Source organism: Bacillus sp. JZ34 (assembly GCF_053903205.1).
Genome location: NZ_CP096403.1, coordinates 3,895,764 through 3,921,851, shown reverse-complemented (window position 1 = coordinate 3,921,851; position 26,088 = coordinate 3,895,764). Strand labels below are relative to the sequence as shown.

20 protein-coding genes and 2 pseudogenes are annotated in these 26,088 nt (G+C 47.2%); 10 read left to right on the top strand and 12 right to left on the bottom strand.

What is annotated here, in order from left to right; genetic code table 11:
- Window positions 1-4: 4 nt before the first annotated feature.
- Both mmsA and mmsB read left to right on the top strand, forming a co-directional pair.
- On the top strand, window positions 5-1,573 hold the full coding sequence (gene mmsA / locus M1D90_RS19925) for a multiple monosaccharide ABC transporter ATP-binding protein (RefSeq protein WP_023855646.1): 1,569 nt from the start codon (window positions 5-7) through the stop codon (window positions 1,571-1,573).
- Window positions 1,548-2,759 carry a multiple monosaccharide ABC transporter permease gene (gene mmsB, locus M1D90_RS19920; RefSeq protein ID WP_020450150.1) on the top strand — a complete coding sequence of 404 codons (1,212 nt, stop codon included), beginning with the start codon at window positions 1,548-1,550 and terminating at the stop codon, window positions 2,757-2,759. Before mmsA ends, mmsB begins: the two co-directional genes overlap by 26 nt.
- 47 nt (window positions 2,760-2,806) lie before the next feature.
- Here the strand turns inward: mmsB and M1D90_RS19915 are convergent, their stop codons facing one another.
- Window positions 2,807-4,075 (bottom strand): MFS transporter, encoded by a 1,269-nt coding sequence (locus tag M1D90_RS19915; protein WP_026580532.1) that lies wholly within the window; start codon window positions 4,073-4,075, stop codon window positions 2,807-2,809.
- Window positions 4,076-4,090: 15 nt separating this feature from the next.
- Window positions 4,091-5,008 (bottom strand): bifunctional helix-turn-helix transcriptional regulator/GNAT family N-acetyltransferase, encoded by a 918-nt coding sequence (locus M1D90_RS19910; protein ID WP_020450152.1) that lies wholly within the window; start codon window positions 5,006-5,008, stop codon window positions 4,091-4,093.
- Window positions 5,009-5,280: 272 nt separating this feature from the next.
- Here M1D90_RS19910 and M1D90_RS19905 point away from each other — a divergent pair, with 272 nt between their 5' ends.
- Entirely contained in the window at window positions 5,281-7,353 is a 2,073-nt protein-coding gene (locus tag M1D90_RS19905) for a beta-galactosidase (RefSeq protein ID WP_145645834.1), read from the top strand.
- Between the two features lie 6 nt (window positions 7,354-7,359).
- Here the strand turns inward: M1D90_RS19905 and M1D90_RS19900 are convergent, their stop codons facing one another.
- From M1D90_RS19900 to M1D90_RS19885, 4 genes are all read right to left on the bottom strand, one after another.
- Window positions 7,360-7,518 (bottom strand): hypothetical protein, encoded by a 159-nt coding sequence (locus M1D90_RS19900; protein WP_165389270.1) that lies wholly within the window; start codon window positions 7,516-7,518, stop codon window positions 7,360-7,362.
- A 76-nt stretch (window positions 7,519-7,594) separates the two neighbouring features.
- On the bottom strand, window positions 7,595-8,740 hold the full coding sequence (locus M1D90_RS19895; RefSeq protein WP_128823407.1) for a phytase: 1,146 nt from the start codon (window positions 8,738-8,740) through the stop codon (window positions 7,595-7,597).
- 178 nt (window positions 8,741-8,918) lie between these two features.
- Window positions 8,919-9,377, bottom strand: a complete 459-nt coding sequence (locus M1D90_RS19890; protein ID WP_079289539.1) for a GyrI-like domain-containing protein — start codon at window positions 9,375-9,377, stop codon at window positions 8,919-8,921.
- A 92-nt stretch (window positions 9,378-9,469) separates the two neighbouring features.
- On the bottom strand, window positions 9,470-10,960 hold the full coding sequence (locus M1D90_RS19885; protein ID WP_020450157.1) for a peptide MFS transporter: 1,491 nt from the start codon (window positions 10,958-10,960) through the stop codon (window positions 9,470-9,472).
- 290 nt (window positions 10,961-11,250) lie between these two features.
- On the opposite strand from M1D90_RS19885, the gene M1D90_RS19880 reads away from it, so the two are divergent.
- Window positions 11,251-12,987, top strand: a complete 1,737-nt coding sequence (locus M1D90_RS19880) for a right-handed parallel beta-helix repeat-containing protein (RefSeq protein WP_075213098.1) — start codon at window positions 11,251-11,253, stop codon at window positions 12,985-12,987.
- Between the two features lie 23 nt (window positions 12,988-13,010).
- Here M1D90_RS19880 and M1D90_RS19875 read toward each other — a convergent pair whose 3' ends face one another.
- On the bottom strand, window positions 13,011-13,226 hold the full coding sequence (locus tag M1D90_RS19875) for a hypothetical protein (protein ID WP_020450159.1): 216 nt from the start codon (window positions 13,224-13,226) through the stop codon (window positions 13,011-13,013).
- A 124-nt stretch (window positions 13,227-13,350) separates the two neighbouring features.
- Here M1D90_RS19875 and M1D90_RS19870 point away from each other — a divergent pair, with 124 nt between their 5' ends.
- The 4 genes from M1D90_RS19870 to M1D90_RS19855 are packed head-to-tail and all read left to right on the top strand — an operon-like array spanning window position 13,351 to window position 18,119.
- On the top strand, window positions 13,351-14,994 hold the full coding sequence (locus M1D90_RS19870; protein WP_456283526.1) for a spore germination protein: 1,644 nt from the start codon (window positions 13,351-13,353) through the stop codon (window positions 14,992-14,994).
- Window positions 14,978-16,201 (top strand): Ger(x)C family spore germination protein, encoded by a 1,224-nt coding sequence (locus M1D90_RS19865; RefSeq protein ID WP_105979298.1) that lies wholly within the window; start codon window positions 14,978-14,980, stop codon window positions 16,199-16,201. Before M1D90_RS19870 ends, M1D90_RS19865 begins: the two co-directional genes overlap by 17 nt.
- Window positions 16,202-16,225: 24 nt before the next feature.
- Window positions 16,226-17,332 carry a GerAB/ArcD/ProY family transporter gene (locus M1D90_RS19860; protein WP_101561625.1) on the top strand — a complete coding sequence of 369 codons (1,107 nt, stop codon included), beginning with the start codon at window positions 16,226-16,228 and terminating at the stop codon, window positions 17,330-17,332.
- Window positions 17,333-17,387: 55 nt separating this feature from the next.
- The gene (locus M1D90_RS19855) at window positions 17,388-18,119 is read left to right on the top strand and encodes a MerR family transcriptional regulator (protein WP_039073202.1); all 732 of its coding nucleotides are present in this window, start codon (window positions 17,388-17,390) and stop codon (window positions 18,117-18,119) included.
- Between the two features lie 29 nt (window positions 18,120-18,148).
- Here the strand turns inward: M1D90_RS19855 and M1D90_RS19850 are convergent, their stop codons facing one another.
- Both M1D90_RS19850 and M1D90_RS19845 read right to left on the bottom strand, forming a co-directional pair.
- The gene (locus M1D90_RS19850) at window positions 18,149-18,832 is read right to left on the bottom strand and encodes an ABC transporter ATP-binding protein (protein WP_456282999.1); all 684 of its coding nucleotides are present in this window, start codon (window positions 18,830-18,832) and stop codon (window positions 18,149-18,151) included.
- Between the two features lie 15 nt (window positions 18,833-18,847).
- Window positions 18,848-20,287, bottom strand: coding sequence for an ABC transporter permease (locus tag M1D90_RS19845; protein ID WP_456282998.1), 1,440 nt, complete (start codon window positions 20,285-20,287; stop codon window positions 18,848-18,850).
- 217 nt (window positions 20,288-20,504) lie between these two features.
- Between M1D90_RS19845 and M1D90_RS19840 the strand changes: the two genes are divergently transcribed.
- Both M1D90_RS19840 and M1D90_RS19835 read left to right on the top strand, forming a co-directional pair.
- Window positions 20,505-21,191 carry a response regulator transcription factor gene (locus M1D90_RS19840; protein ID WP_020450166.1) on the top strand — a complete coding sequence of 229 codons (687 nt, stop codon included), beginning with the start codon at window positions 20,505-20,507 and terminating at the stop codon, window positions 21,189-21,191.
- Window positions 21,181-22,608: a sensor histidine kinase gene (locus tag M1D90_RS19835; RefSeq protein ID WP_039073204.1), complete on the top strand. Its 1,428-nt coding sequence runs from the start codon at window positions 21,181-21,183 to the stop codon at window positions 22,606-22,608. Before M1D90_RS19840 ends, M1D90_RS19835 begins: the two co-directional genes overlap by 11 nt.
- A 31-nt stretch (window positions 22,609-22,639) precedes the next feature.
- On the opposite strand, the pseudogene M1D90_RS19830 reads toward M1D90_RS19835, so the two are convergent.
- From M1D90_RS19830 to M1D90_RS19820, 3 genes and pseudogenes are all read right to left on the bottom strand, one after another.
- A pseudogene (locus M1D90_RS19830) lies at window positions 22,640-23,281 on the bottom strand (methyl-accepting chemotaxis protein); the annotation flags it as partial.
- A gap of 357 nt (window positions 23,282-23,638) precedes the next feature.
- Window positions 23,639-24,358, bottom strand: a pseudogene (locus tag M1D90_RS19825) (MCP four helix bundle domain-containing protein); the annotation flags it as partial.
- A gap of 134 nt (window positions 24,359-24,492) precedes the next feature.
- The gene (locus M1D90_RS19820) at window positions 24,493-25,854 is read right to left on the bottom strand and encodes an aspartate kinase (RefSeq protein ID WP_456282997.1); all 1,362 of its coding nucleotides are present in this window, start codon (window positions 25,852-25,854) and stop codon (window positions 24,493-24,495) included.
- Window positions 25,855-26,088 lie beyond the last annotated feature (234 nt).

The following is a 26,088-nucleotide window of genomic DNA, read 5'->3' as shown; positions in this document are numbered from 1 at the left end:
TCCGATGTCCGATTGCATTTTGGAGATGAGAGGCATCACGAAGGAGTTTCCCGGCGTCAAAGCGCTCGACAATGTCCACCTCCGCGTTAAAGCGGGCGAAATCCATGCCCTCTGCGGAGAAAACGGGGCGGGCAAGTCGACTTTGATGAAGGTGCTGAGCGGTGTATATCCGTACGGTACGTATACGGGCGACATTTTGTATAAAGGGGAAGTATGCCAATTCAAAAATATTAAGCAAAGCGAGGAAGCGGGGATCGTCATCATCCACCAGGAGCTGGCGCTCGTCCCCCAGCTTTCCATTGCGGAAAATCTTTTTTTGGGCAATGAACAGGCGAGCCGCGGCGTCATCAATTGGCGAAAAACGAAGCTGGAAACGCTCGAGTTAATGAAAAAAGTCGGGCTTCATGAATCTCCGGATATGCTTGTTTCCCAAATCGGCGTCGGAAAGCAGCAGCTTGTTGAAATCGCCAAAGCGCTGGCGAAAAAGGTGCAGCTCTTGATTTTGGATGAACCGACTGCGGCTTTAAATGAAGCGGACAGCGAGAATCTGCTGCGGCTCTTACTCGAACTGAAAAAACAGGGGATCTCTTCAATTATGATTTCCCATAAATTAAATGAGGTTACGAACGTCGCAGATTCGATTACCGTGCTCCGCGACGGACAGACGATCGAAACGCTTGATGTGCAAAGCGGGCAATTGACCGAAAACCGGATCATCAGAGGCATGGTCGGCAGGGAGCTGCAAAACCGCTATCCTGCCAGAAGCGCCAAGATCGGGGACGTCATCTTTGAAGTGAAGGATTGGACAGTTCATCATCCTCTTCAACAGGACCGCAAAGTGGTAAACACGGCGGCCCTTTCCGTCAAAAGAGGAGAGATCGCAGGAATTGCCGGCTTGATGGGCTCCGGAAGGACGGAGCTGGCGATGAGCATCTTTGGAAGATCATACGGAAAAAACATCTCCGGCACAATCGAAAAAGACGGGCGGGAGCTTTACATCCGCCACCCTGAAGAAGCCATTAAAAACGGCATCGTCTATGTGACGGAGGACCGGAAAGGAAACGGTCTGATTCTGGATGACAGCATTAAAGAAAACATTACGCTGTCCAAACTGGAGAAGGTGTCGAGCCGATTGGTGATGGACGAGCGCCGCGAAAAACATGAAGCGGAGGATTTTCGCAGGAAATTGAACATCAAGACGCCCGACATCGGCCAGCGGACCGGAAATTTAAGCGGAGGCAACCAGCAGAAGGTCATGCTGAGCAAGTGGATTTTTGCGGAGCCTGACATTTTAATTTTGGATGAACCGACGCGCGGCATCGATGTCGGCGCCAAATACGAAATCTATGGCGTCATCAATCAGCTTGCCGAAGCAGGTAAAGCGGTTATTATGATTTCTTCGGAGCTTCCCGAGCTGCTGGGAATGTGCGACAGAATCTATACGATGTGTGAAGGGGAAATCACCGCTGAATTTTCCAAAGAAGAAGCTGATCAGGAGAAGCTGATGAAATATATGACCATCCGCATGAAGAGAGGGGGAGAGGCGTATGCAGACACCGGTGCAAACGGATAAAGACCGCGCTCAGCCCGGTTACTTTCAGCTGTTTCGCGACATGTATAAGCAGAACATCCGGAAATACAGCATGGTCATTGCGCTCGTGTTTATTATGCTGCTGTTTCAAATACTGACAGACGGAATTTTGCTGAGGCCGCTGAACATTACGAACTTGATTTTGCAAAACAGCTACATTCTCATTTTAGCCATCGGGATGATGCTCGTCATCATTACGGGACACATTGATTTATCAGTCGGTTCAGTCGCCGCTTTTGTCGGCGCCGTCTCCGCGATGATGATCATCGAAAACGATATGCCGCTGTTTGCGGCGGTCGTTCTGTCGTTGCTTCTGGGAGCGGCAATCGGCGCCTGGCAGGGATTTTGGATCGCTTATGTCAAGATTCCGGCCTTCATCGTGACGCTGGCGGGAATGCTATTGTTCAGAGGACTCACGATGATCGTGCTTGAGGGGAAATCGATCGCTCCATTTCCCGTGTCCTTTCAAAAAATGGCGTCCGGCTTTATCCCGGACTGGCTGAACGGAGGCGCGCTCCATATGACGACGATTGTCGCCGGAGCGGGAGTGTCGATTCTTTATCTCGTGTATCAGCTTCAGCAGAGAAACATGCAGAAGAAATTCCAATTTGACTTGCAGGGAAAAGGTCTGTTTGCAGTTAAGGTGTTTTTTATCATCGCCATTATCAACCTTTTTACCTACATTCTCGCGACGTACGAAGGCATACCTCTCATTTTGATCACATTGTTCATCTTAATCGCCGGGTATACATTCGTTATGAAAAAAACCGTCATCGGGCGGAGAATCTACGCAATCGGCGGCAATGAAAAAGCAGCCGAGCTTTCAGGAATCAAAACAAAACGGCTTACCTTTATGGTTTTCGTCAATATGGGCGTCTTAGCTGCTCTTTCCGGATTGATTTTTGCCGCCCGTTTAAACGCGGCCACTCCGAAAGCAGGAAACCTGTTTGAACTTGACGCCATTGCGGCCTGCTTCATCGGCGGTGCTTCAGCTTACGGCGGAATCGGCACGATCGGCGGGGCCATCATCGGCGGCCTTGTCATGGGGGTCATGAACAACGGCATGTCGCTGCTCGGTCTGGGCATCGACTGGCAGCAAGCAATTAAAGGCCTCGTCCTTCTGATTGCCGTTGCATTTGATATTTACAATAAGAATAAAACTTCTTAATTGATAAAGAAAAACCTGTTTTTGAACATCAAAAACAGGTTTTTTCATTATTGCTGGACTGAACGTCCTTCCTGATTCAGTGTGGGGTTTATTTTTTTAGGTTCCGGCAGCAGGATATTCAAAATGCTTGCTGCCGCCAAAATAACGATTGAAAGGTAGAAAGACAGGTTATAGTTGCCTGTTTGGCTGTACCAGACGCCCGGCAAATAAGCGCCGAGCGCCGAACCGAGCTGGTGGCTGAGGAACAGCCAGCCGAGAATGAACCCGACGGAGTACTGCCTGAAATACTGGGTTGCGAGCATTTGCGTCGGGGCGACGGTCGCAAAGTCGACCAAACCGAACAAAACCGCGAAGCAAAGCAGGAGGACCGAGTTGTGGCTCGACAACAAAATGACAAGCGACAGCGCCCTTACGGCATATAAAAAGCACAAAATTTTTCGGCTGCTCCAGCGGTCAGCGACGACGCCGGAAATCAAAATTCCGATGATGTTAAACCCGGCCAGCAGGCTGACAGCGGCGCTTGTTACTTCGGTCGAAAACCCGTGGTCATGCGAAAAAGGGATAAGATGGGTATCCATTAACCCCGTCGTTGTAAATCCGCAAATGAAAAACGGCAAGACGAGGAACCAAAACGTTCTTTTGAGAAAAACGGCTTTGTATGGAATTTTTTTAGGCTGGGCGTCCGGCTCTTCTTTTATCTCGCCGCCCTGAGTGCCGCCGATCGGCTGTACATTTTTTTCCGAAGGATGATTCCGCAATAACAAGATGACGATCGGAAATACGATAACAGCTAAAAACAATCCGAGAACGATGACGGTCACTTGCCAGTTAAACCAGTGGATCAACATGAGCGATCCAGGGACAAGCAGCATCTGCCCCGCGCCGAATCCCGCTTCCATAATGCCGAATGCAAGCCCCCGCTTCTCATTGAACCAGTTGGTCACGATCACGGTCGATGCGACATTCGACGCACCGCCGACGCCGAGAGAAACGATGATGCCGTACAAAATAAACAGTTGCCACGGAGAAGTCACGAGATATGTAAAAAAGATGCTCAAGCCGACCAGAAGCGTGCTGAGAGATAAAATGATCCGCGGTCCGAACCGGTCGACAAGCCTGCCGATTACCGGCTGGGATACGCCGTAGACAATGAAGCTCAGCATGGAAATAAGCGAAATCGTGCCCCTGTCCATTGAAAATTCCTCTTCCCAAGGCTGAATAAAGGCCCCGAAAGAAAGGCGCACTCCTTGGACGGCCAAAAGCGTCAAAAACGTCACAAAAACGATAATCCAGGCGTAGTGTATTTTCCGTTTCATAGATCCTCCATTTCGTCAGCCTAACTCGGCATCCCAGCGTTCTTCCCGGAGCCGCTGTCCCCATAATAAAGTCTCGTCTTTCACTTCCGTCAGTCTGAATCCGAATTTTTCATACAAAGGCCGCGCTTCAGCCATCGTACTTACCGTCCATAGAAAAATCCGCTCAAATTGATTGTCTTTACAATAATCGATGAGATGCTTCAAAAGGCGCGTGCCGACTCCCTGATGCCGAAAAGCGGCATCGACCAGAAACCATCTGAGCTGTACGGTTTTGCCGGGATGTTTGACGAGCCCGACGCATCCCGCAAACCTTCCGGCGCTCTCTGCGATCCAGATGTTTTCGATATCGGCATCAAATGTTTCGTGAAGGTAATCCAAAAATGAATCGTCCCAGCCGTGTGTCTCCGCATAAAACGCACGTTGTTTTTCGATCATTAGTTTGATATCGTCCGATATATAGTAATCTCTTATGGAAACGTCCGATTTTTCGGGCGGCAGGTGTTCCGACAATATGGATTCAATTGTATTCATCGCCTCCGTCAGCTTTTCCTGATGAGGGCCGTCGATATGCTTCAGCATGTATTCGATTTGCTGATTGGCTTTTGCCTCCAGCTTCTTATAAATGGATTCGCCGAAGCTTGTTAAATAGATATAGTGGTTGCGGCTGTCCTCCTCGCTTCTCTTTTTATAGACCATATTTTCCTTTTCGAACCGTTTCAGGATCCGGCTGACATAGCCCCGGTCCAGGCCGAGCGTATCTTGAATCAGCTTGGCTGTACAATCGGCCGTATTGTGAATTTCGAATAATATCCGGGTTTCCGTCAATGAAAAAGGGCTGTCATAAATATGTTCATTCAGAAAACCGAGCACATTTGTGTAGAATCGATTGAACTTTCTGAATTTTAATGTGATAGAATGATTGATTTCTGTCATCTCAAAACCTCTCTTTCTATAAATCGTTGCTTTAATCAATTATAATAAAATAGTTGATTTAGTCAAGTGTATGGAAATAAAGTTAAAAATGTTAATGATAGATTATATTTTACAAATAAAGAAAGATAAATTCAATCGTACAGGAAAATTCATCCACCAGGCAGGAAAGAGGGAAGAAAACAGAGTATATAATCTAACAACCTGTTTTTGTAAGCGTTTAATGTCTGTCTCCGCGTCATATGAAAACGAGGAAGAGAGGATGAAACTTTACGATGGTCAAACCGTATCCCCCGATCAGCCGGAAAGTTCCCCGACTATTGCATGGAGCCGATTACAACCCTGATCAATGGCTTAAATATCCGGACGTTTTAAAAGAAGATATCCGCCTGATGAAGCTGTCCCGCTGCAATGTGATGTCTGTCGGCATTTTCTCATGGGTTTCGCTCGAGCCTGAAGAAGGAAGGTTTACATTTGATTGGCTCGATCAGGTTCTTGATACTTTCAAGGAAAACGGAATTTATGCGTTCTTGGCTACACCGAGCGGTGCCAGACCGGCTTGGATGTCCAAAAAGTATCCCGAGGTGCTGAGAACGGAGCGCAACCGGATCAGAAACCTTCACGGAAAGCGGCACAATCATTGCTATACGTCGCCTGTCTACCGCAGGAAAACGGCGATTATAAACGGAAGGCTTGCGGAGCGCTATGCGCATCACCCGGCTGTCATCGGCTGGCATATCTCCAATGAATACGGCGGAGAGTGTCATTGTGAACTTTGCCAAGATAAGTTCAGAGAGTGGCTGCTCGCGAAATATAAAACGCTGGACCGCCTTAACCATGCATGGTGGACATCGTTTTGGAGCCACACCTATACAGATTGGGACGAGATCGAGTCGCCGGCTCCGCACGGCGAGGATGCTGTTCACGGTTTGAATTTGGACTGGAAGCGTTTTGTCACGGATCAGACGGTTGATTTTTGCCGGCATGAAATTGCCCATGTCCGTTCTTTTAACCCCGACCTGCCCGTGACGACGAATTTTATGGGAACATACGCGGGATTGAATTATTGGAAGTTCGCCGACTTGCTTGATGTCATCTCGTGGGATTCTTATCCGGCATGGCACAACAGCCGGCAGGAAGACAGCCGGCTTGGAGCCGATATTGCTTTTGTTCATGATATCAATCGGTCTCTTAAAGGCGGCCGGCCGTTCATGCTGATGGAAAGTACGCCGAGCATGACGAACTGGCAGGACGTCAGCAAGCTGAAGCGCCCCGGTATGCACGAATTGTCATCATTACAGGCAGTCGCTCACGGATCGGACACTGTTCAGTATTTTCAATGGCGGAAAAGCCGCGGCTCAAGCGAAAAGTTTCACGGGGCAGTCGTTGATCATGCGGGATCAGAGCATACGCGCGTTTTCCAGGAAGTAAAAAAACTTGGGGAAAAGCTCGAAAAACTTGAGGATGTCGCAGGAACGACAGTCGAACCCGAGGCCGCGATTATATTTGACTGGGAGAATCGCTGGGCCTTGGAAGACGCCCAAGGTCCGCGCAATATCGGCATGCATTATGAACGGACAGCCAAATCGTTTTATGAACCGTTTTGGCGTGAAGGTGTACCGGTTGATGTGATTCATATGGAGGCCGATTTCTCCCGCTATAAGCTTTTGGTCGCCCCGATGCTCTACATGCTGAAAGAAGGCACCGCCGAAAGGATTGAACAGTTCGTTCAAAACGGGGGTACATTTGTCGCCACTTATTGGTCGGGCATTGTCAATGAGAATGATCTTGTGTTCTTGGGAGGGTTTCCTGGAGGCTTAAGAAAAACGCTCGGCATTTGGTCTGAGGAGATCGATGCGCTTCATGACGGACAGAAAAATACGATTGTGATGGATGCAGATAACCGGCTCGGGTTAAGCGGGAGCTATGAAACCAGCGAGCTTTGCGACCTGATTCATTTAGAAGGAGCCGAAGCGCTCGCTCTGTACGGGGAAGATTTTTACGCGGGCCGGCCCGCGCTGACGGTCAATTTTTTCGGAGACGGGAAGGCCTACTATATCGCTTCAAGGAATGAGGCGGCGTTCCAAGAGGCGTTTATATCGAGGCTCATTGAAGAGTGCGGGATTGCCAAAGTGCTCGATACAGAGCTTCCGAAAGGCGTCACCGCCCAGCTCCGCACAGACGGCCGCCACGATTATATTTTCGTGATGAATTTTACAGCGGAAAACCGCACGGTCTCGCTTCCGGAAGAAACATATACGGACGTCTTAAAAGGAACCCGGAAAAAAGGCGCTCTCAAACTGGTTCCATACGGAACGAGCATTTTGCGGAGAAGCCGCAAAGCCTAGGAATCCTCATTCTTCAGGCCGACGCTTCGTGCAAAATGCAGCAGCGAGCAGGAAGATGACAGCTGAAGTATACGCCAACACACCTTGATCGAAAACGCAGAGAAGCACCACATTTGATAAAACCGCCAACATGATAAACACTACAGCATAAAGATTTAGACGCAATACCATCCCTCCATTAATTGTTATCTTAACATGAAGGGATGTGAAAAATCCGCGGGAAATACCCGCGGATCCGTCCTTATTTGGCTCGGTTTTTCAGTTTTCGGGGATCGACCTGATCATCGATATCAGGTTTGTCGTCCAGCGCGTCGGCGATTTTTTCCCAGGAGACAATTTTGAAGTTCTGATTGGCCGGTTGTCCATTTTCCGTATTTTCGCCGTCTTGGGCGACAAAGATGCCGTATGGATATGTTTTGCCGAGGCCGAAGCCGATGACGTCGATTCCATCGGTATCGCTTGTCCCGTCGATTTCTTTGCCGTCCTCAATTGAAAAAGCAGTGACGTAGTCGTTTTTCCCGCGCCGGTCATAGATGGCATAGCGGTTATCGCCCTGACTGGACGCGATCAAATACCCTTCTCCGTCTTCTCCGTAGTAAATCGTCAGCCCTTCAATATCAGCGGTTAGATGCGGTCCGTCGGCACGATCGACGATTTTTCCTTTATCTCCGCCGTCCGGCTCGGCGCTGAAAGACCAAATCGCAACGTCTTCTTCGGCGATGTACATTTTGCCGTATTCATCATCTGCCGCAAGCCCTTCTGTTTGAGAGCTCATTTTGAATGAGCGGACCTTTTTGCCCTCGACTTGTCCTTTTCCGTTGTCAAACAGTTCATATTGCTCGAATTCTCCGTTCTTTCCGGTCACCATGGCGTAGAACTTGCCGGTTTTCTGGCTGTGATACAGGCTGAAGCCATATACCTCCTGGATATCGGTTTGAATAGGTTTTTGAGGATTGACGATGTTCTTCAGCTTGCTTTTTTCGCCGTCAAAGGCGTAAATTTCAACCGTGTTTTTGCCGTCTGACCGGTTTGAGGCCCCGGCAATATCAATTTTTTTGCCATCGAGCGGAAAATTGTAGCGCAGGTCGACATTGTTTAATTTGCCAAACGGATAGGCCGCAAGCTGTTTTCCCTTCAAATCATAGACGATTAAGCCCGACTTTTTGTTTGTGGTGATGAGCCTGCTTTTTTCAGGTTGCTTCGGATGAACCCAAATCGCCGGGTCATCTGCCGCGTCGTCAGGGGTATCCACCGGCTCTGTCTCTGCATCGGCAGTCACCGTGAATTCTTTGTGAGCCGCAGCTTCGTTATGGGGGAGACTGCTCCATGAGGGAGACCATAAGGATGCTGCGAGTGTTGATAAAGCGAGCGTTTTGTAAAAGTTCATATATTAACCTCCTTTAGATAACATTTATCCTAGCAAACCAATGAAAATTATCATTTGAGGGTATGTAAACTTTTGTTAAAAGTGATGGCTAAAAAAGACCGCCGATACTCTAGAGTACGAAACCGCAAAGAAAACCCCCGGAATTTTTTCCGGGGGTTTTCTTTAACATCGCTATCTCTCAATGAATCGGAATGTATATTTCAAACGCAAGTTCGTTTAAATCCCCATCCATCGGGTAAAATTCCAATTGTGTAAAAGCGTCACAATTTAAACGAAGACCTTGATCTTTGATCCATTGATATACTTTTTGATAAGTCACTTCAGGCCGCTCATGCTGCGGATGCCTTGTCTGAGCATATGTCAGAGCGGGCGCCTGATAGCTGATCATTCCTTCCGGAAGGGTTTCAGGGAGGCTCTCCGTCTCCATTAATATATAAAAAGTGAATTCCCCTTCGCCGTGATGATCCGATATGGCCCACATGCCGCTGTCTTCTTGAACACCGACTATTTCTCCGCGCCGGTCTTTCAGCTGCTGAATGACGCCGTGGAGCTTTTTCGCCCGGGCTTCTTCGAATGAAACGGTTTGTGAAAAGCCAACACCGGCAAATCCGGCCTTTGCCGTCTTTTTGATCTCCAAATTTTATCCTCCCATCCTGCACCGATTGGTTATTCAGTTATTCGCCGGACAAGAAGCAAATCCTTCAGAAAAGGAGTATCGCCTGTTGCTTTTTAATTGACACCCTTCATAAATTTCTGAATTTTCGGTGACAGCAACATCAAAATGATTCCGAGCAGGATGGATACACCGCCGATGACTCCAAAGTAGGCGATCTCTGTATCAGCGCTGTAAAATCTGACGATCTGTGCATTGATAGCCTGTGCAGAAGCGTTTGACAGGAACCACAGGCTCATCGTCTGCGCTGAGAATGCCGCAGGAGCCAGCTTTGACGTTGCGGATAGCCCGACTGGAGACAAGCACAATTCCCCTAGAACGACGATCAGGAAGCTGAGCACAAGCCACATTGGATTGGCAAGCGATTCAGTGCCGTTGATATAAGCAGGGAAAATCATGACGACAAATGAAAGTCCGGCTAAAATCAAGCCGAGTGAAAATTTCGTCGGCGTTGAGGGCTGACGGTTGCCGAGCCTCATCCAAATCCATGCGAAAACCGGTGCAAGCACAACGATGAACAACGGATTCAGCGACTGGAACCAAGATGAGTGCAATTGGACACCTAAAAATTCTAAATGAGTGCGTTTATCTGCATAGGTGGCTAAAATATTGGCGCCTTGTTCCTGAATCGCCCAAAACATCATCGATGCGACAAACAGCGGAATGTAAGCTGTGAGACGGGAACGTTCATCACTCGTCGTTTTGGAGCTTTTAAACATAACGATGAAATAAATCAGCGGGATCAAAATACCGAGACAGCTGACAATCATCGTAAACAGCTCAATTGTCATCCAGCCCATAAAGACGGAATAGCCAAAGATGGCAGCGATCACCAAAACACCGATTCCAATCCGTCCGAACACCATTTTTCTTTCAGCGGGTGTCAGCGGATTCGGTACCGTTCTTCCGGCAGGTCCGAGGTTTTTCTTCCGTGTCGCCAAATAGGTCAGCAGCCCGAACAGCATGCCGATGGCAGCAAGGCTGAAGCCGAGATGGTAGTTGTATGTCTGGCCGACTGTGCCGACGATAATCGGCGCAAGAAATCCGCCAAGGTTGATCCCCATATAAAAGATGCTGAAACCTGAATCGCGGCGGGTGTCTTCAGGGCTGTATAACTCGCCGACAACGCTTGATACGTTTGGTTTTAAAAGGCCTGTCCCAATGATGATCAAGAACATGCTGATGAAAAACGCGGGGACGCTTCCCGGGAATGACAAAAGAATGTGTCCGAACATAATGAGCACGCCGCCGTAAAACACGGTGTTTGCAGTTCCGAGGAGCCTGTCCGCTATCCAGCCTCCGATGATGCCGGACATATAGACGAGGGAACCGTATACGGCCATAATCGAGTTTGCTGTGGTTTGATCAAACCCAAGGCCGCCTTTTGTCACCTCTGTATACAAATAGTAGATAAGGATGGCTCTCATACCGTAGTATGAAAAACGCTCCCAAAATTCAGTGAAGAATAAAGTGAAGAGTCCGCGGGGATGTCCAAAAAACCCCTTTTGCGGAATGTTTTGAAAAGTTTCTTTTTGATGGTTTGACATTCGCAATACTCCTTCTCTTTCTATGTCTATTATAAAAATCATATTCTTATATAATGTTCGTGTCAATACACCTTCAATCGATTTGAATTTTTGATCGCTAATGCAACAAGTTGTGAAGCGCTTTACAAGCGGATAGTAAAAACTTTTGGAAAAAAAATTAGATGAAAAGATTTTTTAATAAAATTTTACCTATCTTATGTACAAGCGGATTTTACTAGATTGGCATATATATATCGGAAACCGTTTTACAAAAGGAGGCTGAAAACAGCGTGCAGCAGCAACCTGAGGAAATGAGAATGACAGTGGTTGACGCGACAAAGTTCGGTGCTGTCGGCGACGGCAAAACAGACTCCACAAATGCGATCAACGAATGTTTGGCGTGGACAAAGTCGATGGGATACAACACGGTATGGATACCGAACGGCACGTACCTGATTGACGGGACGAAAAACAGCGACCCGCGTGCTCCGTTTCGCGGAGCCGGCATCAATGTTCCGGGCAATATTGAAATTTTGATGGACGCAGAGACCGTCATCAAGGTAAAACCGAACAGCTCATGGGGATACGCTGCTTTTTATATAGGCGGAACATCCAATGTGAAAATATCCGGAGGCAGCATCATTGGGGAAAGGGATGAACACACATATACACCGGCGCCGAGACCGACCCATGAATGGGGATTCGGAATTTGTATCGAAGGGGCGTCAAATGTCGTTATTGAACATGTGAGAATAGCCGATTTTACAGGAGACGGAATCATTATCAGCAACGGAGGAGACGGCTATAAGCCGTCAAAGCGTATTAAGGTAACCAATTGTGAAATCAGGCGCTCCAGAAGAAATAATTTGTCAATCACAGGGTGCGACAATGTTCTTGTTGAAGGATGCGAAATTGCAGATGCGGGGACAGGCAACGGCACGGCTCCCCGTTTTGGGATTGATATAGAAGGCTACAGTGAAGGAAACATCGTCTATGAAGAACCCGTTAATGTCATCATCCGAAACAACGTGTTAAAAGGCAATGTCAACAATGCCATTTCCAATTTTAACGGCACTTCTGTCATCATCGAAGGCAATATCGCAGACAGTACCATTTCATACGGATACGGGACGAGTACGACGATTGCAAACAATATCATCAAGAAAAACCCCGAATCCACCGGACAGAGCATCGGAATTAACGGCCTCGGTGTAGGGGCTTTGGAAGCAAGAAGCGATGCCGTTATAAAGGGGAATTTGATTTCGGGTTTTACGACAGGCATCGATATCCGCGGAAAAAGCGTTTTTGCCACGGGAAATCAAATCCGTGATTTTGTAAATGCCGGAATTCTTGCTTATCAAGCGTCGCAAATCTTCATTGAAGGGAATAATATCGAAAACGACGTGCCTGAGCAAAGGTCCGGCACCGCTCTCAGCATCACGCAATCAGACAATGTAACGTTTTCCGGCAATCAGATCGCAAATGTCGTACTTGCGGTCAGGAGCACAGGCAATGACGTCCAAATAAAGGATAACGTCATCAAGCAATTCTCCAGAGGCATCTGGATATCGCAAGGAAATGCTGTGATAGAAGGAAACTTTATTTCGCCGGCCGGCTTTCAAACGGTGCCGGAGTCATATGCCGTATCCGTCACAAATACGGCTTCTGCAGTCATTCGGAAAAACACCTTCACCCGCTTCAGAAACTTTCCAATATACTGCTCGACAAATGAGCATACAAAAATTATCGGAAACGACATCGAAGATTCACCGCTGATTGTCACGCTGTATCTCACCCGCGGAACCCACGAGATTATTGGCAATACGATCACGCTCGGCAGGCCGTCCTTGCCGGCTATCCTCATTTATCTCGACCAATCGTCGAACTCGGCGATCCTCGACAACACGCTCCGCAGCAATACCGCTGCAAGAGTGACGGCAATTCAAACCAATACGTCCAGGCAAACGCTGATCATCGGCAATACGGTTGTAAAAGGTATGATCCATTCCCACGAGACAGATACGGTTCATGGAAATATTGAAGTTTAAGCTCCCTTTTGATAGGGAGCTTTTTATGTCCTTTTTTTCTTGCGGAAGTTCGCCGAGGCTTCGAGAAAAATGATAAACAAAAATAAAAGGATCATGATCCACTCGCCTACCTCTAAGATGGCAAACGTCAGGGAGTTTATTACGGCTCTTTGCAAGGTCATGCCTTGAAATACATCAAGCATGACAGCAAAAGTCTCTAAGGAAACAAATAATAAAAGCCCGATTCCGATCAGTTTCAACTTTTCACCACTCTCCGTTCCCCGTTATTTTTTCTCTTTTCATAAAGCACTATTCCCCCGGGAATAGTATAAATGTGCTTTTGCAAGGAAAAATATGAAAAACGAAAAGGGGATTCTGACAGCCATGCCATTCTTTTTTAAAGGTCGTCATCAAAAGGATAACAAACAAGAATCTCTTATGAGCGGAGATAAAAACCCGGAAACCGTAAATGTATCCGGGTTTGTGCGTCCCTTGCTTGCCGAAAACCTGAGCGTGATTAAAGAAATAACCGGAAACAGCGCAGATGTCGTCATCCGCAAATTAAAAACGGGCGCTGACGAGAAAATCGAATTGGCCGTCGTTTATGTCGGCGGCATTACAGATGAGAAAGCCATCCATGACTTTTTGCTGGAATCGATCATGAGCTCTGAAGAATTAGCGAAAAAGGAGTACGGACGGGATGTTCTTGAGACGATTGCAGGTGATGCCGTTGCGCTGGGCGGTGTCGAAAAAGAAAAGCGATTGAACAAGATGCTTGAATCGTTGATGGCAGGGGATACGATCATTTTGGCCGAGGGAACGGAAACAGCGGTTATTACGACCACGAAAGGCGGGGAAAAGCGTACGATCAAGGAGCCTGAAAATCAGCAGGCATTCCGCGGTTCACGTGAGGGATTTATCGAATCTCTCGACACGAATATTTCTTTGGTGCGCCGAATCATTAAAAACCCAAATCTTTGGGTTGAAAAAATGACGATGGGAAGCGTCACAAAAACCGATGTGGCGATCATGTATATCAACGGGGTGTGCGACCCAAAAACGGTGAAAGAAGTCAAAAAAAGGATGGCTGGCATTGAGATCGACAGCATCCTTGAATCGGGGTATATTGAACAGTTTATTGAAGACGCTGTGTTTACGACCTTTCCAACGATATATCATACCGAAAGGCCGGACATGGTCGCAGGGAATCTGCTTGAAGGAAGAATCGCCATCTTTGTTGACGGTACACCGTTTGTCCTGCTTGTCCCTGCCGTTTTTATTCAATTTTTTCAATCTGTTGAGGATTACTATTCACGCTTTGACATTGCGACGTTCATCCGCTTTTTACGCGTGTTGATCTTTTTTATTTCGCTTATTGCACCTGCCGTCTACGTCGGTGCGACGACGTTTCACCAGGAAATGATCCCGACAGAGCTTTTGATCGTAATTGCCGCGCAGCGTGAAATCGTGCCGTTCCCGGCTGTGGTGGAAGCGCTGATCATGGAAATTTCGTTTGAAATTTTGCGAGAGGCGGGCATCCGGCTTCCGAAAGCGATAGGTTCTGCCGTTTCGATTGTGGGAGCCATCGTCATTGGACAGGCGGCTGTTCAGGCGGGGATTGTGTCGCCGGCGATGGTCATCGTCGTAGCGATCACAGCGATTTCAAGTTTTGCCACACCTTCCTTCGCCATGGCGATATCCGCCCGGCTGGTTCGGTTTTTCTTCATATTAGCCGCGGCGACGACGGGTTTTTACGGCATTATTCTTGGACTGATCATCATGTTTGTCCATTTATGCAGCCTCCGTTCGTTCGGTGTTCCATATATGACTCCTTTTGCGCCGTTTATTCTGAAAAACTGGGGCGACTCCATCGTTCGTTTGCCTTGGTGGACACATGAGAAGCGGCCTGAACTGATCGGTAATGACAATAAGGTGCGTCAAGGAGAATACCAGAAACCCAATCCGCCGGAATCAGGCGATATGAAGACAAAACAAGAAGATGGTGATCCAAATGAAACGAAGCCTTAAGATTGTGCTCCTGCTGGCCGCCATTGTTCTTCTTCAAGGATGCTGGGATAAAAGAGAGCTGACAGATTTGCTGCTGATCACCGCCATCGGTATTGATAAAGGTAAAAATACAGATTACGAATTAAGCTATCAGATCGTCAATCCGATCAATGTGACAGGAGGCCTTCAAGGTGGACAGGGAGGAGACAGGCCGCCGGTTTCAAGCTATTCTGTGACGGGCAATAATCTGACGGAAATGAGCAGGCACGCGTCGGCGAAAATGTCGAGGGAAATTTATTACTCCCACACGAACCTCGTGGTTGTTGATGAAAAACTCGCCAAGGAAGAAGGCTTGATTAAAATTCTTGATGTTCTTGACCGGGACACCGATTTTCGTTCAACGGCGACGATTATTATTTCCCGCGGCCAAAAAGCGAAAACATTCATCCGGACGCTGACGCCGATCGATAAGATCCCGTCAAATAAAGTAAACAAAACACTGCAATTTACTGAAGAGCATTTGGGAGAACATATGAAGACGAGCGTGCAGGATGTCATCAAGTGCTTGACATCGAAGGCAAAGCACCCGATTATTACTTCTTTTAAAGTATCCGGAAACAAGGAGAAGGGTGAAAAGATGGAAAACGTGCAGTCTACATCTCCTGAGGCAATAGTCGAAGCGGACGGGCTGGCAGTCATTAAAGAGGGCAAGCTCGTCAACTGGCTTGAAGGCAAAACCGCGCGGGGCGTTTTATGGCTGCGCAATAAAATCAGCAGAACGTATTTGACAACTACATTGAATCACGAAAAAGACGCCGTCACATTTGATGTCATCCGCCAAAAAACAAAAATCAGATCACATCTTAAAAACGGCAAACCGGCGATTTCGGTTGAAGTAGACATGGAAGGGGACATCGGCGAAACCACTGTGCCGATTCACCTGGATGATCCAAAAGTGCTAAGCGACATCGAAAGGAAGGTGGCAAAGGAGCTGAAAAATGAATTGCAGAATACCATTGCCGTTGTTAAGCGAAACAAGACGGATGTTCTGCAATTCGGTGACGTTGTGTATCGCAACCACCCAAAAGTGTGGGAAAAGATGGAGGGCGAATGGAGCAATCGGTATTTTCCTGATACAGATGTCGACATTACGGTTAACGCATATGTACGGAGAACAGGTTTAAGGAACAACCCGAACATTTTGAATCATCACGAAGGGCGTTCTTGAATGAAAGAGAGAGGAGGGCTTTAAATGGAGAAAGCAAAAATCAGTGCTGCACAGTTGTTCGTGCTGATTGTTCTGTTTGAACTCAGCAGCTCTCTGCTGATTTTTCCAGGACAATCTGCCGAACAGGACGCCTGGATCGCGATCTTGTTCGGAACAGTCGGAGGGCTGGCTTTGTTTATGATGCACCACTTTTTCTACCAGGTGAATCCCGACGCCTCTCCCTATGAAACGCTGATGAGTATTTTTGGAAAACCGGTTGGCTGGGGCCTGTCTTTTATCTACATTGTTTATTATTGTTATATTGCGGCAAGGGTTTTGCGCGATTTTGGCGAAATGCTGCTGACGTCGGCTTATCCGAACACGCCGATTATCTTCGCGAATGGTTTGTTGATTGCAGTTTGTATTTTTACCGTGAGGAAAGGAATCGAGGTCCTGGCCCGTTCAGGCGAGCTGCTGTTTGGCATCATGTTTTGGCTCGCTGTCATAGGCCTCATCTTAATTGTTTCGTCAGGCTTGATTAAACCGAAAGAGCTTTTGCCTATTTTTGGAAATGGACCCGGTCCGATGTTCCATGCCGTGTTCACGCAAACGCTGTATTTTCCGTTTGGAGAAATTATCGTCTTTACATTGATCCTGCCGTATTTAAAAGAAAAGAAACAGGCAAAAAAAGCGGGGCTGTTGGGAATCGCCATCAGCGGCATCATCCTGGCTTTTAATGTGGCATTGAACATCAGCGTGCTTGGCGTCGACCTCAATATGAGGTCGCGCTTCCCATTGCTGAGTACGATCCAGACGATTCAAGTCGCCGAATTTCTGGACAGGCTTGATGTATTTTTCATGCTCGTGTTGGTGATTGGCGGTTTTTTTAAGATGAGCATTTTCATGTATGCCGTAACCGAAGGCGTGACCGTCTTATTCAAGCTTAAAAAACCCTCCAAAATCGTTCATGTCATCGGCATTATCATTTTGATTTTATCTGTCTCCATTGCCAGCAATATTTCGGAGCATGTAAAAGAAGGAATCGAGTTTGTTCCTTTATATGTCCATTTGCCGATGCAGGTGATCCTTCCTGCTTTTATTTGCCTGGTCGCTTATGCGAAAATGAAAAAAAATAAAAAAAAGACCGTGTAATGGATTGACCCCGCCCTTAGGGCACCCTTTAACATGACAGACGAGGTGAAGTTTGATGCTCTATACGGTAAAAGAAGTGGCCGGGTTGGCGAATATCACGATCAAAACGCTATACCACTACCATAAGATCGGCCTTTTATGCCCCGCGGAGGTGACGGATGCCGGCTACCGCCTTTACGGGGTAAAAGAGCTGGAACGGCTGCAGCATATCTTGTTTTATCGGGAGCTCGAATTTCCGCTCAAGGAAATTAAGCAAATACTGGACGGCGAAGCTGATCGACTGACGATTTTATCTGAGCAGAAACGTCTTTTTACTGCCCGTTTGGACAGGATAAAACAGCTTATTTCTACGATCGATCTCTCGATTCAGCAGGCCGGGAAAGGAGAAGCAATGGATCAATCAAGCATGTTTAAAGGGTTTTCAAGCAGCAGGGAATGGGAGGATGCACTCGCTGAACAGAACCGCTATTTGAAGGAGGCGTATGATGTCGATTTGCTGAGAGGAGAACCGGTCATCGCGGAAGAAATGAATGAAAAAGCTGAAGAGGCGGCCCGTTTTATGAATGGAATGGCCGAAGCGCTCAGAGATGGAGTCAAACACGACCATGACCAAGTAAAGACCGCAATTAAACGGCACCTCAAGTTTTTGGGGATCACGTCCGGCGATTTTCAGACGCAGACACGCTTTTTTATCGAAGATGATTTTCATCGCGGGATGCTTGAAAATCAGCAAACCGGCCTCTCGTATTATTTGGCGGCGGCTGCAGAAGCTTTTGCTTCATCATAAAAGAAGGGGAACGGCTCATGCCGTTCCCCTTATCCTGCTGATCTGCGGTTTTTGACGGTAAAGCCGCCTCTTGAAAGCCGGATGTTGACATCGGATACCTTTGCGATCTGTTCGTCATGGGTGACCATGATGACGCATTTGTTTTCTTGGTGGGCAAGGTTTTGGAAGAGCCGGACGATGTCCTTTGATGTATTTTCATCCAAGTTGCCGGTCGGTTCATCGGCGACGATTAAGTCCGTGTCACAGCAGAACGCTCTGATGATGGAGACACGCTGCTGCTGCCCGCCGCTTAATGTCAGTACTTTCTGTCTGGCCTGCTTTTCGCCGATGCCGACTTTTTCGAGCATCTCCAAAGCGTATTGTTCTTTGTTTTTGACCTGAGATCCGGTAATTTCCATGGCCGACGTGATATTTTGGAGAGCCGTCATATACGGGAGCAGGTTATAGGACTGAAAGACGATCGATACATATTGATTGCGGAAGCTGGTCAGCCCGATTTTTGAAATGTTTTCTCCTTTATACAGGATGTCTCCCTCTTTTGGTACATCAAGTCCGCCTGCCAGCGATAAAAAGGTGGTTTTGCCGGAGCCGGAAGCCCCGACAATCGTATACAAAAGCCCTTGGCTGAATTGAATGCTGATCTCTTCGAAAAGAGGCTGATCCTGATTTTTATACCAATAGCCGACATTCTGAAATTCTAAAATAGTGCCCATGATCTTCACTTCTTTCTATTCTTGTTTTGTTAAAATCGTTTTCGGATGGAGCCTTAAAACAGATATTGACGGAAGGAGCGTCGCGAACAGCGCGATTAAAAGGCCGATGCCGCCGAGTGCCATCAAGTTCCCGAAGGATACTTGAATGTCAAGCTGATCAATGGCTGAGACTTGGGCGGTCCTTTGTCCTAAGAAGCCTCCGCCGCCAAGGCCCATCATTCCGCCTGCAGACTGGCCAGCTGACGTTTGTTCGATTTGCTGGCTCAAGAGCTGGTTCCCGATTTGCCCGGCAATCAAGCTGCCGGTTAATGCTGAGATGCCGATGGCAAGCACTGCGATCATTAAGATTTCGGTCAAAAACTGTCCGATGAGTTTCCAGCGTTTTTCACCGATCGCCATCAGAACGCCCATTTCGTATTTTCTCTCCCTGATTGACATCATGACGATCAGTCCGAGGATCACCGCTCCGGCGATCGTGACGAGATAGACGACATTTTTCGAGAAGGACGCGACATTTTCAATCGGGCCGACCATCTGCTGGTACAACTGATCATTGGCATCCAATGTGAATGTATCCAAATCAATGCCTGTTTTCTTGGCAGCCGCAATGAAAGTGTCGATGTTGGAGGCGTCGTCCATATTGTAGACCGCTTCATCAATCGCGTTTTTATAATCGTCGCCTTTTAAGGCCGATGCCGCCGTATATGGTGTGTAGATTTTGTTATAAGGGTTTAAAAAGGCAAAGTTTTGCGCTTGATTGTCTCCGGATGAAGTCGTTTGATAGATTCCGACGATTTTCAAATTGATTGTTGTAGCTTCATCGCTGCTCGCTTTGACTTTGATCGTATCGCCGACTTTCAGAGCGTTTTCTTCGGCAAGCGTTTCTTCAATCACGGCGACTTTTTTATTCACATCATCCTTTGTTAAAGCACGGCCTTCCGTGATCTTGGACGTCCCGTTGGAAAATTCGTCGACAAGGGCTGTGCTTGTCACACCTTCGATTGATACGTCAGCCTGCATCATTTGCCGGTCGCCCTGTTCATTGCCGCCCGGTCCGGCCGGCTGCTCGCTGTTTGAGGCCGAAGAATCCTCGTCACCGCTTTCGATCGGATCGAAATTGTCCGCTAAGGCAGACGTAGAGGAGATGTAGTTATAGCTTTTGACATGGTCAAGGCCCGCAAGCTTCTCGGCTGATTTAACAGAAACGGGGGTCGATTCAAACCTTTTCCGTTCTCCTGATTCCTGCTGTTCTTTCATCATTTTTTCCCTGTCAACTTTGAGCGTGACGCTGCCTCCAAGCTGCTCCCTTGCCAGTTCGCTCGATTTCACGGCCGCCGACTGGATCGTAATTCCTGTCAGCACGAGCACGCAAATCATCGTGAAAACAAACAATTGTAAAAGTGTTTTTCCTTTTTTCGCTTTCATGCTCCAAAAGGCTCGTTTGAAAAAATTCATAACGCGTGATTCCTCCGTATCTATTTCATTTATTATGGCCGCGAAGTCAAACGGCAGCAGGACTTTTGCCTTATGCTTGATTTCATCTTAGCCGCTACTTATGAATAAATTATGACCAAACTGTTGCCAGTCCTTTAAATGTTCAGAATGGAATTGAGAAATGGCTGAGCCCTGTGTAAAATGAATCTAACGTTTGTCTAGCGGAGGCATATTGACGATGAAAATATTAATGATTGAGGATAATTTAAGCGTATGTACAATGACAGAAATGTTTTTTGCAAAAGAAGGATTTGAAACAGAGTTCGTCCATGACGGACTTGAAGGATATAACCGTTTTAAATCGGATGATTGGGATTTGTTGATCATCGATATCATGCTGCCGTCCATGGACGGGGTCACGATCTGCAAAAAGGTCAGGGAAGAGAGCACGGTTCCGATTATTATGCTGACGGCAAAAGATACGGAATCAGACCAGGTGCTCGGTTTTGAGCTCGGAGCTGATGATTATGTGACAAAGCCGTTCAGCCCTTTGGCGCTTGTGGCGAGAATCAAAGCGGTGAGCCGGAGGTATCAAAGTGCCGGCCCGCAGGATTCCGCTGACAGCGACTCGCTTGAAACGGAACATTTTAAAATCAATAAAAAAACGAGAGAAGTGTTTTTGGACGGCGTTCAAATTCAAAATTTGACGCCTAAGGAGTTCGATTTATTGTATTACCTGGTGCAAAGTCCAAAACAGGTTTTCTCAAGGGAGCAGCTGCTTGAGCAGGTTTGGGGATATCAATTCTACGGAGACGAGCGGACGGTTGATGTTCATATTAAAAGGCTGAGAAAAAAGCTTGGCAGCGACTCGCGGCCGTTTCTTTATACCGTATGGGGAGTAGGGTACAAGTTCGATGAAGATTAAGTATCTCTATCAGCTGCTGGCCAGTCACATCACTATATTAATCATGGCTTTTCTCATTACCGGGGCGCTGTTTTCCCACTTTGTCAAAGACTTTGCATACGAAAGCAAAGTCGATGAGCTGTCTTCATACGGCTATCGCATCATGGGCGAAATGGAGATGCGGCCAAAAGGCGCACCGGCCATTATGAAGCCGTTTGAGGAAATTTTGCGAAGCAGGAAGATCAGCTTCTTTCTTTTTAATGAAAAGAAAGAGGTCTTGATGACGCCGGCCGATTTGCGGCCGCGAAAGCTGCTGCTCAGTGATGAAGAATGGAAAGAGCTTAAAGATGGAAAGGCCGTGGTCGTCAAAACCGATTTTAACCGTTTTAATGAGGAAGTATCGGTTGTGGCGCTGCCCAACATCGTCAACAATGAATTTCAGGGAGGCATTCTGCTGACCGCTCCGATCAGCGGGACCGAGGAAATGATCAGCGACATGAACCGCTTTATGCTCTTTACGGCGGCGGGTGTTATCTTAGTCGCTATTCTTCTAAGCTGGCTGACGTCCAAATTCCATGTCGCCCGCATTCAGAAGCTCCGCGATGCAACGAAAAAAGTCGCCGCCGGAGATTATGACATCCATATCGAAAACCGCAATAAGGATGAGATCGGTGATTTGGGCGACGATTTTAACATTATGGCCCGCAAGTTAAAAAGCTCAAGCGAAGAAATCGACCGGCTTGAAAAGCGAAGAAGGCAGTTTATCACTGACGTCTCACATGAGCTGAAGACGCCGCTGACGACGATCAGCGGTTTAGTGGAAGGGATGAACAGCCAGACGATACCCGAAGATCAGCAGGATAAATGTATGAAGCTGATTACGGAGGAGACAAAAAGGCTGATTCGCCTCGTCAACGAAAACCTTGATTATGAAAAAATCCGTTCCAATCAGATTACACTGCAAAAACTGCATTATCCGCTGATCGAAGTGTTTGAAATCATTAAAGAGCAGCTGGCGCTTCAGGCTGAGGAGAAACAGAATCAGCTGATCCTCGATGTGGAGGATCATGTGATGGTCAATGCCGATTACGACCGGCTCATCCAGATACTCGTCAATATTACGAAAAACAGTATTCAATTCACAACGAACGGAACCGTTTGGCTGAGAGGCCGGGAAGACTATAAGGAGACGGTGATCGAAATAGAGGATACCGGAATCGGCATTGATGAAAAGGATATTGAAAACATTTGGGATCGTTTTTATAAAGCAGATTTATCACGGACGAACACCCCTTACGGAGAATACGGGCTGGGGCTGTCGATCGTCAGACAGCTCGTCGCCCTGCACAACGGTACGGTAGAGATTGAAAGTGAGAAAAACAAAGGAACAAAATTTATCATCCGTCTGCCGCTGACAGCGAGAGATGATGATGAATAGAAACCCGCCAGACAGCGTCTGGCGGGTTTTGTTAATCTTTAATTTTGAATTTCTGGATCAGGTGCTGCAGCTCTTCGGCGTTTTGCGCGAGAATCTGTGATGCGGCGGCGATTTCTTCCATTGAAGCAAGCTGCTCCTGAGTTGCCGCACTAACCGTTTGCGTGCCTCCCGCTGCTGTTTCGGCTACTTCTTTGACGCCGGAAATGGCGGTTTCGATTTCGCTTGCGCCGGCTGTCAGGTTTTTCACCAAGTTTGTCACGTCATTGATCTGTGTGACGACCTCCGTAATCGAGTTTTCGATTTTTTGGAACGCGCCTCCCGCTTCATGAACGACGACAAGTCCTTCTTTGACTTCGCCGGTTGCCGAAATGACCGAGTTCATTGTCTGCTTCGTATCGTTTTGAATGATCGTAATCAATCTTGTAATCTGTTCTGCTGAGCGGGCCGATTGCTCGGCTAATTTCCTGACTTCATCCGCGACGACGGCAAAGCCTTTTCCTTGTTCTCCCGCCCGGGCCGCTTCAATGGCCGCGTTTAAAGCAAGCAGGTTCGTTTGTTCAGCGATGCTCGTAATCACTTCGGTAATATTTCCGATCTCATTGGAACGCTCTGTTAAATGTTTAAATGCTTCTGAGAGCGAGACGACCGTTTCATTAATAGACTTCATTTGAGTGCTCACTTTATCAATGGCTTTCGTGCCTTCAAGCGACATCTTCGCCGTCTGGTCAGCGGTGGCGGCCGCTTTTTCGGCATTTGAAGAAATTCTTCCGGCAAACTCGGTCATTCCCATAATAACGGTTCTGCTGTTTTCAACGCTTTCCACCTGCTGATCGGAGCCTACTGCAAGCTCCTGGATCGTTGTTGAGATGTACTCGCTCGCCTTTGTGCTTTCATCCGCACTGGCGCTCAGCTCTTGTGATGAAGAAGCAACTTGGTGCGACGTTTCGCCGACCGTTTCAATGATCGAACGGACGCCTGCTACCATTTTGTTAAATGATGATGTCAGCAATCCCAATTCATCTTTCGATTGATATGTTCCTTTGACAGTAAAATCGCCTTGCTCAGTTTCTGCGAACAGCGCCTGAATGTCTTTGATCGGCTTTGTGATCAGCCTTGTCATTAAGAGGCCGATCGAGATGGATAAAACAAGCGCTACAGCAATGACAATGATGAGAAGCGTGATGATTGAACCGGCTTCTTTAGAATCCTGCTGATAGATTGTTTTGGCGTTATCAGCATTTAAGGTTTGAATGTCTTCAATGAGCTGGTTGACCGTTTCTCTTTGAGGCTCCATCTTTTTTAGATAGACGTCATATGCTTTATCATTTTCGTTCTTCACCGCCAAGCTGAGCATCTCGCTGCTGATATCTTGCAATTTCTTGTATTCGGTTTTGAAATTTTCGTATTTTTTAGAGACGTTGTCCATTAATTTCAGCTGATCGATTTTTTCCATTAAGGTGCTGTTTTCTTCGTTTTTTTCCTTAATGTGTTTTTGCAATGTTTCATTTCGATCGTTGTCTTTCGTCACCATCAGCTCGAATTTGTACGTATCAATATCAAGGTTGTTCGCTTTTAAATTTGCAAACAACTGGTTGGGAACCAATTGATCTTGATAGATGATCTCTGAACCTTTGGAAAGCTTGTTCAGCCCGCCTATCCCCTGGATGCCGACAATCGACAAAGCCAGCGCTGAAATGATAATGATGACAAATAGTTTGCTTCTGATTTTTATATTTTTCAACAGATTCATAAGTGTTCTCCCATCAGTTTATTTACTTTACATATCGGCTTTCAAAACGGTTTTGTGAATGAATTTAAGGCAGGCAATTTTAGGGAAGGGTATATTTTCTGACAGCAAAAAAACCCCATAAAAAAAGGGGTTTTTTAAACGAGAACTTTTGCGAAAAATTCCTGGTATAACGCGCGGACCGCTTGTTTTTCCTGAGCTTCCTTAACGCCGAACATCATGCTGACTTCCGAGGAGCCCTGGTTGATCATTTCGATGTTGACGCGCGCATCGGACAATGCTTTTGACGCTCTTGCCGTCGTTCCGACGTTATGGCGCATGGCTTCGCCGACGACCATAATCAGGGCAATATTGTGTTCAATCGTCACTTCATCGGCATCCAGTTCTTCCTTGATCCGTTTGATTATCCGCTTTTCTGCTGCTTGATCCATTTGATCCTGCCTTAAAATGATCGTAATATCATCAATGCCGGATGGAATGTGTTCATACGTCAGTCCGTCATCTTCAAGGATTTGCAGAACGCGGCGTCCGAAGCCGATTTCGCGGTTCATTAAATATTTGCTGATGTAAATGCTGCAAAATCCGCTGTCGCTGGCGATCCCGACGACAGGTCCGTTCGTATTGTCGCGTGTGCTGACAACTCTTGTCCCCTCCGCGTCCGGATTGTTTGTATTTTTGATCTGAACCGGTATGCGCGCCCGGAAAGCAGGGATCAATGCTTCATCATGAAAGACGGAAAAGCCTGCATACGACAACTCCCTCATTTCCCGGTATGTCAGCTCGCGGATTTCTTTCGGGTTGGATACGATCGCCGGGTTGACAGAATAAACGGCGTCAACGTCAGTGAAGTTTTCATACAACTCGGCTTTCAATCCATTCGCTAAAATGGAACCTGTAATGTCAGAGCCGCTCCGCGAAAACGTCATGACTTCGCCTTCCCGGCTGAATCCGAAGAAGCCGGGAAAGATGATGATGCCCTTTTGCTGTCTCAGCTGAAACAGATTGTCATACGACTCGGGCAGGACTTGTGCGTTGCCTGGCTCGCTCGTCACAAACAGCCCGGCGTCTTTTGGACTGACATAGTGCGCTTCAACTCCCTGGTGCCTGAAGTAAGCCGCTACCAATTTGGCATTGTTATCTTCGCCGCTTGCTTTGACCGCATCGATAAACCGTTCCGGATTTGTTTTATCACCTTCGAGCAGCTGAAGCAGGTCGGCCCGGATCCGGTCGATCACGACATCGTCAAGTCCGAGCTCAAGCGCGATATCGGCATATCGTCCGACAATCGCCTCAACCAGATCGGGCGCTTTTTTTGATGATAAGTACTGTTCGGCGCATTCGATTAAAAGGTCCGTTACTTTCGTATCCTCGGGGTGCCGTTTTCCGGGTGCTGATACAACGACGGCCTTCCTTTCCGGATCAGAAGTGACAATTTGAAATACTTTCTCTAGCTGAGCCCCTGAAGCGAGCGAGCTGCCCCCAAATTTAACGACTTTCATTTGTTACATCTCCCAAAGTTTAAATTTTCGAAATAAATTTAATCTTAATTATTGCGCTTTTTACAAGAAGAATCAAGGTTTTTCTTTCGGGAATGAACAAATGTATTTTTGAGGAGGACTAAAGATGGGGAAATCGCATGGTTTCAACCTTTGTATCTATTAATCTTATTGACTATGTCAGAAAAAATGGTAAGATATATGAAGACCCTTATTGATAATGATAATCATTAACGT